We start from the raw sequence: 12,846 nt of genomic DNA on the forward strand, positions 1-12,846 counted from the left end.
CGCCATATTTAGCCGAACGCGCGGCTCACCGTGCTCTGCGGCGTTAAAAATAAGGCGTCTCTGGAAAACTCACGTAATTCGTAGCAGGATAGAGGCCGTAAGCAGCGCGTTATGGTGAGGTGCCATATCGCAAGCTATGGCGATTCGTCCGACATACTGAACGGGAGATTCTTATGTACTACACGCTGGGAGATACCACCCTCCACTTTTATCGCTATCAGTGCCGTTTCTACGTTGCCCACTGGGATGGCGGCAACGTAATGACCGACAAGTTCAGGCAGTTCATCGAGTTGATTACTGAGAAAACGGGGATTGATGCGCAGAAGGTCGAGGCGGCTGCGCGCGACTATTTCAACAACGTCGATTAAACGTCGTTGCGTGGCGGGATAAACGACCGCCGCTCATTACGTGAAAGCCCCATGCTGGCCGGCCGGCGAGGCGGAAAACGCGCGCTGTTCTCCCTCTCGCCTTGACACTGTACAAAAAAACAGTATAACTACTGCCTACCGTTACAGGAGCCGAAGCATGTTTGTAGAACTGGTTTATGACAAAAGAAATTTTGAAGGGTTAGCCGGAGCCAAAGAGACCATTATGGCTGAACTCACGAAACGTATTCACCGCATTTTTCCCGAGGCCGACGTTCGCGTAAAGCCGATGATGACGCTGCCGGCAATCAATACGGATGCCAGTAAGCATGAAAAAGAGCAGATCGGCCGCGTCGTTCAGGAGATGTTTGAAGAAGCGGATATGTGGATGACCGCAGACGAATAAGCCGGGCCGCAGCGTTGATATCAACGGCGGGCTTTTCAGGGACCGGCGTTAGCATTGAGCAATACCGCTCCCTGGACATCAATTTCCCCTGCAGCTATTTTCCCGGCTACCGGCGCTGCTCGCCAGCCGTTTAAATACGCCCGCCTACTCGCCAGACTTAAATTTAGGCTCCGGCAAAATCGGCGGCGTTGAGTCCTCAAAGCGCAGCCAGTGCTGCCAGATATCATGAACCTGCAGCTCAATAAGCTCTTCCTGGCGTAAAGCCATCATAGCCCCGCGCCGCGTACCGCCTTCAGCATCGATCCCGGCCGCAGTAGACGCCTTATCAATTAAATTATCCCAGGCTTGACCTTCATCATTAAATGCCGACAGCGTTTTCTGTAACCGAGCCGGATCGTCCCTGCCGTCCTGCGCTATTCTTTTCGCGGCCGTCGCCAGATATTTATCCTTCACCCAGCCGATCTGCGCGAGTTTCTTTGCCATGCACTCATTAATATCGATCGTGGTCTGCTGCGGCATTCCAAAACAGCTAATGCTGAAAGTTTCAACGCCATCGTTTAAATCGCTGCCGGGCTGATTTCTGTCATCTGAAGCCAGGGAAACAAGGGGCTGCGCCAATGCCAGGCAGAAACACACTCCCTGAATAGTACGCAATTTCATATTCATAGCCTGAATAAAGTGAGATGCCCTGCAGATTAACCTAGCCATGGCGGCCGGGGAATGGCTCCCGTCCTGCCCATAGCCATTTTTTGCAACGGTTTGCCGCAAAAACGCAGGCAACGCTCAGCGGGGTACGGCAGGCGTCATCGCTCGGCGGCACGTTTTTCCTCTCCTGCGCGGCTCATCCAAAGATGACCCCATGTTTCTAATTTGTTTCAGTTAGTTAGTTCATCAACGCGGAGCGGATGATGCTCGCTACTGGCCCGAACAACCCAAATCTCTCTCAGCATCTTTAAGCAAAATATCGATAATTCATTGAAATATTATTCTAAAGTTAAGCGCATTTATCGACATTAAACACCAAAATCAATACATAAATATCATTTAAAAAACTTTTCTTATAACTATGCAAAATATTTCATTAGGATTTTTCTTAAGGCGAGAGTAAATTTCTTCGCATAAAAGCAAGAATATCCATAAATTTCTCGGGGAATAAATGCGTATGGCGAATTTTCTTTTTCTGGCACTGGCGGTCGCGCTACTCCTGGTCGCTGTTTTTTCTCTTATTTCGTATATAGGGGATCGCAAGAAACAAAAATTTACTTTCAAAAAAAGACGCTAACGGCAGTAAAGTCAGGGAACGAACGCGCGTTTAGTCTCTTTAACCCACGCCGCTGCGCGATCGCACGGACCGTCCTTAAACGACATCTATTTGCAATACCTTGAATAACCAGAATTATTGCGCATCCCCGGCTTAGGGCGGCGCAATATATTATTATGCGTAACGTCAGGCCAGCGCATCCCGAACGAATTCCGCTTATTTATGGAACTATTGCTCAGGTACGTAGTCTGACCACTGTCAGTATTAAACTATCGAGATTGCTGTGACCACACTTATGATTGTTGTAACAACGCTGGCCGTACTTAGCCTGTTGGCATTGAGCCTGGCAAAAGTTGGCATCGCCGTATCCAATAACCCCGACGAATTCTGATTACCCTTCGGGCCGTTAGCGAACCTCCAGGACTCTCTATCGCTGATGCTATCTACCACACGTCAGCGATAATCGTTTTGCCGTACCGCCACCCTCTCCTGTGCAGAAAAAGCATATTGCGCACCTTGCCCTTACCGCCGCTGGCGCGCAATCCTCCTTTTCAGGGCCGCGGCATCTCCACGATTTATCGTCCGCGAGCGCTGACGCGCTGGCCGTGAAAATAGCCGGCAAATCCTACTTCTTCTTGTTCTTGCGCCGATATTTACGCTTAAATTTCAGATCTATAGCAAAAATAACCACAATCACACCAACAAGCCATAACAGAGTAGCACCGGTTTCAGCAACGTTCACAACGTCCCTTTATCTATCAATTAATATTATGGGTCATGCTAAGGACTCTATGAAACCAGTAAGCAACCGTTTTCATTACCATGAGATGGCAAAAATATGGCGGAATGTCGCATCCGCGAGCAACAGGTCAGAAATCAACCGTCGCCGGATGGAATCGAGCTCCCAGGGCAGAGATTGACGGTTCGCATTCCCTCCTCCACCAGGCTATATCTTAGACACCTTTATTCGTGCAGGAGTGGTGATGATGAGCAAGAAGATTCTGATGCTGGTCGGCGATTACGCCGAAGATTACGAAACGATGGTGCCGTTTCAGGCGCTGCAGATGATTGGTCATCAGGTTGACGCGGTGTGCCCTGATAAAGCCAAAGGCGACTATATCATGACGGCGATCCACGATTTTGACGGCGCCCAGACCTATAGCGAAAAACCCGGCCACCGCTTCGTGCTTAACGCCGATTTTGCCGCCGCGAAAGAACAAGACTACGACGCGCTGCTGATCCCCGGCGGGCGGGCGCCTGAATACCTGCGCCTGAATGAGGAGGTGCTCAAGCTGGTGCAGGCGTTTGACCGCGCGGGCAAGCCGATTGCCGCCGTTTGCCACGGCCCGCAGCTGCTGGCCGCGGCCGGAGTGCTAAAAGGGCGTACCTGCAGCGCCTATCCGGCCTGCGCTCCGGAAGTCCGACTTAGCGGCGGACACTATGCCGATATCGGCATCGATCAGGCGCACGCTGACGGCAACCTGGTCACCGCTCCCGCCTGGCCCGCGCACCCGCAGTGGCTGGCGAAATTTGCCGAAGTGCTGCGGCAGTAATCCCTTGAGTAAAACGCCAGCGCTGGCAGGCGGTAATGGCGTGGAGAACCGCGCCATTACCGATTCACGGTGGGATAACGAAACTACGGGTGCTTGACGATATACATTGTCCGGCTATAGGCGACATCTTCCGGGTTGGTAATCGGATAGCCCTTCAGCCACGGCTTAATCAACCGTCCGTTGGTGTACTGATAAATTGGCGCAATAGGCGCTTTCGCCATGATAATCTTTTCCGCCGCGTTGTAATCGTCGTTGCGCGCTTTATCCGACGTCTCCTGCGCCGCCTGGGCTAAGATCTTGTCATAAGCTGGATCGTTAAAGCGGGAGATATTACCGCTATGGGTCGAGGTCAGCAGCGACAGGAAGGTGGAGGGCTCATTGTAATCCCCCACCCACGAGGCGCGAATCACGTCGAAATTACCGGTGTTTCGGCTATCGATATAGGTTTTCCACTCCTGATTCTGCAGCTTGACGTCGACGCCGAGGTTCTTCTTCCACATTGACGCCACCGCGATGGCAATCTTCTGGTGGTTTTCCGAGGTGTTATACAGCAGCGTCAGCTGCAGCGGGCGGCCCGGGCCATAGCCTGCAGCCTGCAGCAGCGCCCTGGCCTGGGCGTTCAGCTCGGCCTGGCTCATGCTCTCCGCCTGCGAGGGCTGCGGCGTAAACCCGGCCGTCACGTCCGGGGTGAAGTGCCAGGCCGGCTTTTCGCCGGTTCCCAGAACTTTTTCCGCCATCAGGCGACGGTCGATGGTCAGGCTCAGCGCCAGGCGCACGCGCTCGTCGGCGGTCGGCCCCTTCTGCGTGTTAAAGGCGTAATAGTAGGTCCCCAGCTGCGGCGGCGTGTACACCTGGCCGGGAATATCTTTCAGCAATTTTTGATACAGATTTTTCGGGAAGGACTCGGTGATATCGATATCCCCGGCCAGGTAGCGCTTGGTCGCCGACGACTCCTGGTTAATCGGCACAAAGGTCACCTGCTGGATAACCGTTTTGCCATTATCCCAATAGTGGCTGTTAGGTACGACAACCAGCTTTTCGTTAACCACCCGGTCTTTTAACACGTAGGCCCCGTTGCCGATAAGAGTGCCCGGACGCGTCCAGTTAGCGCCGCTCTCGACGTTCGCTTTCTGCACCGGATAGAAGGCAAAGCTGGCCGTCAGGTTGCTGAACCACGGCAGCGGCTTATCCAGCTGCACCCGCAGGGTACGCGCATCCACGGCGGTCACGCCCAGCGTATCGACCGCAGCCTTACCGTCGATGATATTTTGCGCATTGGTGATGCCCGCCAGCGCGGCGAACCAGGCAAAAGGTGAGGTCGTTTTCGGATCCACCAGACGCTGCCAGCTGTAGACGAAGTCCTGCGCCGTGACCGGGGTACCGTCCGACCAGCGGGCGTCATCGCGCAGGGTAAAGGTCCAGGTCCGGTTATCGTTGCTCTGCCAGCGGGTCGCGACGCCGGGAATAAGGTTGCCCTTCGCGTCCTGGTTGACTAAACCTTCAAAAAGATCGCGGATCACCTGAATTTCCGGCAGGCCCACGGCTTTGGCGGGATCTAATGAGGCCGGCTCATCTTTAATGTGCCGTACCAGTACCTGTTTCTCGGCTAAGACGGTTCCCGGAGGGACATCCGCCGCCCAGGCCAAAGATGAAACGCTGGCTAACCACAGCGCGCCGCATGTCAATGTGACAGGATACTTCATAAGATCCCCTTTAAAATAAAAAAACCAGAGCTGGCAGAAGGATGATTATTTGTTTCATCACCTGAAATTGCAAACGGCTTATGATAGAAAATTGACGCGTACTCTGATTTCATCGTCCAGGGAAACTATTTGATTCCGGGGCGGTTTTACACAACACTGCTGAAAATAACCTGCTAACAGGATGCCCTATGCCCGTTTCTCGTCCTCGCACCCAGCGCGGCGCCTTTCCGCCCGGCACCCAGCGCTACGGCCAGTCGCACCTCGGCGCGCCGCTGCTGTGGTTCCCCGCGCCGCTGGCCGATAGCCGCAGCGGCCTGATTCTTGCCGGCACTCACGGCGATGAAAACTCCTCGGTGGTCACCCTCTCCTGCGCGCTCCGAACCCTGAAGCCGGAGCTGCGGCGCCATCACGTCGTGCTGGCGGTCAACCCCGACGGCTGCCAGCTCGGGCTGCGCGCCAACGCGCGCGGCATCGATCTCAATCGCAATTTTCCCGCGGCAAACTGGCAAGAAGGGGAAACGGTCTATCGCTGGAACAGCGCGGCCGAGCAGCGCGATGTCGTACTGCTGACCGGCGAAAAACCCGGTTCGGAGCCGGAAACCCAGGCGCTATGTCAGCTGATCCATCAGATCCACCCGGCGTGGGTGGTCTCGTTTCACGATCCGCTGGCCTGCATCGAGGATCCGGGTCACAGCGAGCTAGGACGGTGGCTGGCCGACGCCTTCGCCCTGCCGCTGGTCGGCAGCGTGGGCTACGAAACGCCCGGCTCTTTCGGCAGCTGGTGCGCCGATATCGGCCTGCCGTGCATTACCGCAGAGTTTCCGCCGATATCCGCCGACGAGGCCACGGAAACGTACCTGCCGGCGATGATCGACCTGCTACGCTGGCACGCTCAAAGATGAAGCACGCCGGTGCTGAAATGCAGCGCCGGCTCCACGTCAACCGCCAGCCAGGTCGGGCCATCGAGATCGGCGAAGCGCGCCAGCGGGGCCAGCGGCAGCGCAGCTGAAATCGCCCGCGAGGTGCAGAGCATACAGCCGAGCATGCGCCCAAAGCCCTGCTGCTCCGCCTCCTGTGCGAGGAACAGCGCTTCGGTCAGGCCACCGGTTTTATCGAGCTTAATGTTGACCATCTCATAGCGCCCGCGCAGCCGCGGTAGGCTGTCGCGGGTGTGGCAGCTCTCATCCGCGCAGATGGGCAGCGGATGAATAAAATTCTCCAGCGCCCCATCGTCGTCCGCCGGCAGCGGCTGTTCCAGCATCGCCACCCCAATATCGGCCAGCAGCTGGCAGCGCGCCGCCAGGCCATCGCTATGCCAGGATTCATTGGCGTCAACAATCAGCGTGGCCTCCGGCACCGCGCCGCGAATGGCGATCAGCCGTTCGCTGATAAGGCGATCGTCAAGCTTGACCTTCAGCAGACGCGCGCCCTTTTCCCACAGCGCCGCGGCGCTGGCTGCCATTTGCTCCGGCGTACCGATCACCACCGTCTGCGCCGTCACCATCTGATTCGGCAGCGCAACTCCCAGCAGCTGCGGGATACTTTTGCCCACGCTACGCGCCTGCAGATCCCACAGCGCGCAATCGACGGCGTTACGCGCCGCGCCCGCCGGCAGCAGATGCTGAAGCTGTTCGCGGGTTGCGCCGCTTTCCAGCTGCTCGCCAATCGTCAGGATTTGCGCCATCACCGAGGCAATGCTCTCCCCATAGCGAGGGTACGGCGTACACTCGCCGACGCCTTTAACGCCGTTCTCCTCGACCTCTACCACCACCACCTTCGCCTCGCTGCGGCTGCCGCGGGCAATCACAAACGGAGTATGTAACGGCCAGGCTTCTTCGTACACTTGCAGGTTTCGCATTCCCGGGTTCCTCCAGGGGAAACGTTAAATAGGATTTGCCGTGCTGATAACGGATGTCATACACTACTCGTGACGTTAACTATATGTAAACAGGAAGATAAACATGTCACAAACCGTGCATTTCCAGGGCAACCCCGTTGCCGTTCAGGGCACCATTCCGCAGGCAGGCGCAGGCGCGCAGCCGTTTACGCTGGTCGCCAAAGATCTCTCCGACGTCGCGCTGAGCCAGTTCGCCGGCAAACGTAAAGTACTGAATATTTTCCCAAGCATCGATACCGGCGTATGCGCGGCATCGGTTCGTAAATTCAACCAACTGGCATCCGAGCTGGACAACACCGTCGTGCTGTGCATCTCCGCCGACCTGCCGTTCGCCCAGTCACGCTTCTGCGGCGCGGAAGGCCTGAACAACGTCGTCACCCTCTCCACCCTGCGCGCGCCGCAGTTCCTGGCCGATTACGGCGTTGCCATTTCCGCTGGCCCGCTGGCCGGCCTGGCCGCTCGCGCTGTGGTCGTTATTGATGAGAATGACCAGGTTGTTTACAGCCAGCTGGTAAATGAAATCACCGAAGAGCCGGACTACGATGCGGCCCTGGCGGCGCTGAAAGCGTAATCAGGTCTCCGCCCCGGACCGCGCATCACGCCCGGCCCGAATGCTCTAAGCCCTCGTGTATCGAGGGCTTTTTTCTTTCCGCGGCGCATTACGGGAAATAAACCGCGCAATCGCCGGGCCGGTCAACAGGATGGTGAACAGGCGCAGGGTCTGCATCGCCATGATAAACGACATATCGGCGCGCGTTCCCGCCGCAATAATCGCCACCGTATCCAGGCCGCCGGGGCTGGTCGCCAGATAGGCGGTCATAAAATCGAGCGGCAGCACCTGCGTCAGGCCAAACGCCATCAGCGAACAGAGTAAAATCAGGCCGATAATAGAGGCGACGATCTGCGGCAGGGTCTTCAGCGCCAGCAGAAAGATCTCCCGATTAAATTTTAGACCAACGCTCCAGCCAATGGCGGCATAGGCCAGCGCCAGCAGCCATTCCGGCAGCTCCAGCATCAGCCAGCCCTCGCCCTGCACCAGCGCTCCCGCCAGCATCGGCAACAGCATCACGCCGGAAGGAAAGCGCATGCGCAGGCCCAGCCAGCCCGCGGCGGCGGTCAGCAACAGCGTCAGCGGCAGCTGCCAGCCGATGGCGGGAAACCAGACGATCTGCTGATTCATCTCCTGCGCCTCGCCGCCAAGGGCAAAACGCACCACCAGCGCCGCGGCGCCGGCGACGAACAGCACCCGCAGATACTGCATTAAGGCCACCAGCCGCACGTCGGCGCCGTAATCCTGCGCCATAACCACCATCGCCGAGGCGCCGCCCGGCGAGCTGCCCCACGCGCCTGTCGAGCCGGGCAGCGAGCTGTAGCGCACCAGCAGCCACCCGGCCAGCGCGCTGAAGGCCAGCGTGGCGAAGAGGATAAACAGCACCAGCGGCCAGTGGCCGAGCAGCACGCCAAAGATCGAGGGCGTCAGGGTTTGGGCGATCATGCAGCCAATAATGGCCTGCGCGGCGATAAAAAAGGGCCGCGGTACGCGGATTGCCGCGCCGCGCAGGCTAAAGGCAATGCCGGCGATCATCGGGCCCAGCAGCAGCGCCGCGGGCAGATGCAGCCAGAACAGCACGAACGACAGCGCGGCGGAGAGGGTCAGGAGTTTCATCCAGTGAAGCAGATGACCAGGCAAAGTTAACATCCGTAGTCCTGGAATAAATGAATAAAAACCGAGTATATACAGAAAAATGTTAATAGTATAAATCTTTTATATTCACCTCGGACATTCGAATAACTTAAATTATTTTGTCTTCGCAAGCAAACTTGCGATATTAGCTTTAACCTTCAGGTCTACTTTCCCAGCCATATTTTCAATCAGCTTAGGTAGTTCTTCATGATTACTTTTTGGATCGTATGGCATAACAATTAACTTTCTCAAGGATCTATGTATATCTCGAATATTTTGAGGTATTTTATTGCTAGTAATTATATAATGAGGTCGTGATTTAGGATATTTATATGTATATAATTCCATTAGTGACGTTATAGCTGGATCATCCATTGAAAAACCAACAAAAAGAAAAGTATAATTTAATAACAACGAATCCAAAAACAATGAATAATTTTAATTACCAAATGCTAGCCTTATATATTGCGAACGAGAGAATACTATATTACTAACATCATCAATTGAACCATGTATTTTAATAATATAAGAAGTATCATGTTCCTTTAACACTTTGAAAATATCATTATCCACTTTTGATATTACTTTAAAATGTCTTTCACCATCCGCTAATGATGAAGCCCATGCACTTTCGATCAACTTATCAAAATTAGTTGTAAGTATGATTCTTTGCCTTAAAGAAATTAAAGCCTTATGTAATACAGATGGCTGAGCAGCACGCCCATACTCCTCTGTAACCTTTCTTTCCCATGCATCGCCATAGTCTGCTTGCAATAACTCACAGGCCAACAGATAATCTTTGGCTTTTAAAAGATTTTTTATCTGTTTTTTTAAAGTTAGACTTCTATCTTTAGCCGCTTCTTCTAAAAACTCTGGCCATCCTTTAAATCTGTTGATCGCATCTAGATTCACACTTGAAGAGACACCCGATCCCAAAAACAAAACAACTTTTTGTTGTGCAAGATCATTTATTAAATCTTCATTGTAAATCATACTATTATTTCTCGCTAATAGCTTCTTGGATGTTTTCTAAATAACGCCGTGCAATATCACGATATAACTCTCTCGCACTTTTTCTTAATCTTGTATAGTTTCCTGTTCCTGAAACAGAAATCATTGGTACATGTTGGGACTGAGATTTTGGAGCTAAACTTCCTAAATGCCGAATATCACCTAAGTGTGGATTCATTGACTTTGCCGCATATAATTTTGATAAATACTCAGTTATCTTAGATGGAAAACTTTCACCGATATCTTCATATGCCTGGACTCGACGCTTAGTTTTTATTTCTTCAGTATTATCTAAACGTACAGTATCATATCCTGAACGCTCTTTATGCTGCTGTGTCACATATCCAAGAAATCTTAATTTTCCTTGTGGAGACAACTGCGATAATTCGCTTGGCTCTTCCGATAAACTGATCCCTGTATCAAGCTCTTTTTTCCAAATTGATACAGTCGAACCGATATTTTTTATTGCCCATAATGAAAAAACATCTATTGACATAGGGACTACAAAAAATTCCATTGCAAGTAATACCGCTCGATTAATTGCACCAAGTTAAGGCCCCATATCGAAGAAAACAAAGTCATAATTTAATTCACGAGCTTTCTTAACTAACTCTGCAAATACATATGTTGTTCGGATTCCTCGCATACCACCACCTTTTGCATCCCTCCAGTCACCAGCCAATAAGTCCTCTTGAAGTGCAAGTCGTGGATCTCCCACGATTATATCGAAACCGAAGTTTTCAACGGTACGAATCGGGAGTTCACTTTCATATCCCTTACCAAGAGATAGAGGTCTGATGACAGTGTATATGCTCTCAGGGTTATCTTGGCCGTAAAGCTGCTGTGTTTCCGCATCTGTTAATACATATTGAGTAAGATTACATTGAGGATCTGCATCAACAATCAACACTTTTGCACCAAAATTAATTGACAACTCAGCACCTAAATTCGCAACCAGTGTTGTTTTTCCCACACCACCTTTGTTATTAAAAAAACAGGTGGTCTGAGTTTTTAATTTCTTAGTTTTCTTTATCAATTCAATATCTTTTAAAGTAAGTTCGATATTTGTATTTTTGCTCCGTTTTTGACGTGGCATTCTCAATCTCCAAAAATCTAGCAATATTATAAGGTTAATGTGTCAGTATTAACTGACATTTTCTCAGATTTAATAACCACATACAATCATATGTTTCGATATTAATTGCTCTAATACCATTAACATATCGAGATAAGTTCATAGCGCAACGCGTCGTTGGCCTCATCTGCGACCAACGATGCAACACTATTCCTCACCCTTCTTCTGGCTGAGGCCATACTCGCGTAGCTTATTGGCAATCGCGGTGTGGGAAACCCCCAGACGTTTCGCCAGTTTGCGAGTGCTCGGGAAGCTACGATAAAGCTGGGTCAGAACGGAACGCTCAAAGCGACGGGTAATATCGTCCAGCGAGCCTTCCATCGCCTCTTCGCCGACCGGCAGAGACCCGACATCGCTGTCCGGCAGCAGGATATCCTGGGGCCGCACTTCGTAGCCCTCAAGCTGCGTCAGCGCGCGATACACCGCGTTCTTCAGCTGGCGAACGTTGCCCGGCCAGCTATAGCGGGTCAGCACCGTGCTGAGATCGGCGGAGAGCTTCGGCCGCGGGATCCCCTGCTCATCGGCAAAACGGGCGACGAACAGCTCGGTCAGCGGAATGATATCCTGCGGGCAGTCGCGCAGCGGCGGTAAATACAGGGTCAGGACGTTGAGACGGTAGTAAAGATCTTCGCGGAACAGCCCCTTCTGCACCATCTCCACGAGGTTTTTCTGGGTGGCGCAAATCACCCGCACATCGACGTGAACCTCATGATCTTCCCCCACCCGGCGGAAGGTGCCGTCGTTGAGGAAACGCAGCAGTTTCGTCTGCATGCGCGGCGACATCTCGCCGATCTCATCCAGCAGCACCGAGCCGCCGTTAGCCTGCTCAAAGAAGCCCTTTTTGCCCTGAATGGCATCGCCAAACAGCTCGCTTTCCACCGCGTCTTCCGGGATAGAACCGCAGTTCAGCGCCAGATAGGGCTTGCCCGCCCGCGGGCTGGCGAGGTGGCAGGCGTGCGCCAGAAGATCTTTCCCGGTACCGGTATCGCCGACGATCAGCAACGGCGCGCTGAGCATCGCCAGCTTGCGGGCCTGCTCAACCACGTGGCGCATTTTCGGGCCGACGGCGAGGATCTGGCTGAACGCGCTGGTATCCTGGGTGGTCATGGTCTGCAGCTGACGCCCCATGCGTACGGTGGAACGCAGCATTGCCACCGCCCCGGTGAGCACGCGTTCGCCGTGCTCGCCTTCGAGATAGACCGGCGTAATCTCCAGCACAAAGTTCTGCCCGCCGATCACCACGTGTTCGCTGTGCGACTCCAGCGGGCTGCTTTCCAGCCAGCGCTGGATGTTGAAATCGGTAATCAGCTGCGCAACCGGATGATTGCGCAGCCGCTCCGGGCTTTGCGCAAACAGCTGGCAGCTGGCGGGGTTCGCCAGCTCAACTTTCCCTTTGGTATCCAGAGAGAGCACCGGTTCCGGCATCGCCACCAGCAGCGCCGACAGCGCAAGATGCTCACGCTCAGACGGCATCCACGGCACGGTGCGCACGTCGGTAACGCCGGCGATACGGCGGATTTCCGCCATCAGGCTGCTGAAGTTAGCAAACTCCAGCTCGGCAAAATTGAGGTAGATTCGGCCAATAGGGTCGATGTCGATACCGCGGAGATCGATCCCCCGCAGCACCAGCAAATCGAGCAGTTCACGGGTCAGACCAAGACGGTCTTCACAAAAGACTTCAAGACGCATAGGAGTTTTCACCCTAAAAAGGCCAATGACGGATGAATAATAGGACAGTTATTTGCCGGCGGGAAGATAGCTGTCAACAAATATTGACAGCATGGTGGAAAAATGGCCGCCGGGGCGTCAAGGCGGACGAATAATAAACGCG

At 53.5% G+C, this 12,846-nt stretch carries 14 protein-coding genes and 1 pseudogene; 7 read left to right on the top strand and 8 right to left on the bottom strand.

Annotation, left to right across the window (positions count from 1 at the left end; all coding sequences use genetic code 11):
• Window positions 1-173: 173 nt before the first annotated feature.
• Complete coding sequence (locus AC1M2H_RS15550; protein ID WP_480148026.1) at window positions 174-368, top strand: hypothetical protein; 195 nt, start codon at window positions 174-176, stop codon at window positions 366-368.
• Window positions 369-525: 157 nt separating this feature from the next.
• Window positions 526-771 (top strand): DinI-like family protein, encoded by a 246-nt coding sequence (locus AC1M2H_RS15555; protein ID WP_480148027.1) that lies wholly within the window; start codon window positions 526-528, stop codon window positions 769-771.
• Window positions 772-915: 144 nt separating this feature from the next.
• Here AC1M2H_RS15555 and AC1M2H_RS15560 read toward each other — a convergent pair whose 3' ends face one another.
• Window positions 916-1,431, bottom strand: coding sequence for a hypothetical protein (locus AC1M2H_RS15560; RefSeq protein WP_480148028.1), 516 nt, complete (start codon window positions 1,429-1,431; stop codon window positions 916-918).
• 502 nt (window positions 1,432-1,933) lie between these two features.
• Here AC1M2H_RS15560 and AC1M2H_RS15565 point away from each other — a divergent pair.
• The 3 genes from AC1M2H_RS15565 to AC1M2H_RS15575 all read left to right on the top strand — a co-directional run bounded on the left by AC1M2H_RS15565 (window position 1,934) and on the right by AC1M2H_RS15575 (window position 3,585).
• Entirely contained in the window at window positions 1,934-2,053 is a 120-nt protein-coding gene (locus AC1M2H_RS15565; RefSeq protein WP_480148029.1) for a small membrane protein, read from the top strand.
• 274 nt (window positions 2,054-2,327) lie between these two features.
• Complete coding sequence (locus AC1M2H_RS15570) at window positions 2,328-2,423, top strand: YnaM/YnfT family protein (RefSeq protein ID WP_480148030.1); 96 nt, start codon at window positions 2,328-2,330, stop codon at window positions 2,421-2,423.
• A gap of 595 nt (window positions 2,424-3,018) precedes the next feature.
• The gene (locus tag AC1M2H_RS15575) at window positions 3,019-3,585 is read left to right on the top strand and encodes a DJ-1/PfpI family protein (RefSeq protein ID WP_480151954.1); all 567 of its coding nucleotides are present in this window, start codon (window positions 3,019-3,021) and stop codon (window positions 3,583-3,585) included.
• 83 nt (window positions 3,586-3,668) lie between these two features.
• Here the strand turns inward: AC1M2H_RS15575 and AC1M2H_RS15580 are convergent, their stop codons facing one another.
• Window positions 3,669-5,288 carry a peptide ABC transporter substrate-binding protein gene (locus tag AC1M2H_RS15580; RefSeq protein WP_480148031.1) on the bottom strand — a complete coding sequence of 540 codons (1,620 nt, stop codon included), beginning with the start codon at window positions 5,286-5,288 and terminating at the stop codon, window positions 3,669-3,671.
• 188 nt (window positions 5,289-5,476) lie between these two features.
• Here AC1M2H_RS15580 and mpaA point away from each other — a divergent pair, with 188 nt between their 5' ends.
• The gene (gene mpaA / locus AC1M2H_RS15585; RefSeq protein ID WP_426814923.1) at window positions 5,477-6,190 is read left to right on the top strand and encodes a murein tripeptide amidase MpaA; all 714 of its coding nucleotides are present in this window, start codon (window positions 5,477-5,479) and stop codon (window positions 6,188-6,190) included.
• On the opposite strand, the gene ycjG is transcribed toward mpaA, so the two are convergent.
• A complete protein-coding gene (gene ycjG, locus AC1M2H_RS15590) occupies window positions 6,181-7,146 on the bottom strand; it encodes an L-Ala-D/L-Glu epimerase (protein ID WP_480148032.1) in 966 nt (321 codons plus the stop codon). The two genes, mpaA and ycjG, sit on opposite strands and share 10 nt — an antisense overlap.
• 103 nt (window positions 7,147-7,249) lie before the next feature.
• Here ycjG and tpx point away from each other — a divergent pair, with 103 nt between their 5' ends.
• The gene (tpx, locus tag AC1M2H_RS15595) at window positions 7,250-7,756 is read left to right on the top strand and encodes a thiol peroxidase (protein WP_480148033.1); all 507 of its coding nucleotides are present in this window, start codon (window positions 7,250-7,252) and stop codon (window positions 7,754-7,756) included.
• A 45-nt stretch (window positions 7,757-7,801) separates the two neighbouring features.
• Here the strand turns inward: tpx and AC1M2H_RS15600 are convergent, their stop codons facing one another.
• The 5 genes and pseudogenes from AC1M2H_RS15600 to tyrR all read right to left on the bottom strand — a co-directional run bounded on the left by AC1M2H_RS15600 (window position 7,802) and on the right by tyrR (window position 12,704).
• Entirely contained in the window at window positions 7,802-8,884 is a 1,083-nt protein-coding gene (locus AC1M2H_RS15600) for an AbrB family transcriptional regulator (protein ID WP_480148034.1), read from the bottom strand.
• A 99-nt stretch (window positions 8,885-8,983) separates the two neighbouring features.
• Window positions 8,984-9,862: pseudogene (locus AC1M2H_RS15605) on the bottom strand (SIR2 family protein).
• Window positions 9,863-9,866: 4 nt separating this feature from the next.
• Complete coding sequence (locus AC1M2H_RS15610) at window positions 9,867-10,397, bottom strand: hypothetical protein (RefSeq protein ID WP_480148035.1); 531 nt, start codon at window positions 10,395-10,397, stop codon at window positions 9,867-9,869.
• Between the two features lie 33 nt (window positions 10,398-10,430).
• Entirely contained in the window at window positions 10,431-10,976 is a 546-nt protein-coding gene (locus AC1M2H_RS15615) for a ParA family protein (RefSeq protein WP_480148036.1), read from the bottom strand.
• A 186-nt stretch (window positions 10,977-11,162) separates the two neighbouring features.
• Window positions 11,163-12,704 carry a transcriptional regulator TyrR gene (gene tyrR, locus AC1M2H_RS15620; protein WP_480148037.1) on the bottom strand — a complete coding sequence of 514 codons (1,542 nt, stop codon included), beginning with the start codon at window positions 12,702-12,704 and terminating at the stop codon, window positions 11,163-11,165.
• Between the last annotated feature and the right edge of the window lie 142 nt (window positions 12,705-12,846).

It is taken from the genome of Klebsiella sp. F11 (assembly GCF_056712265.1).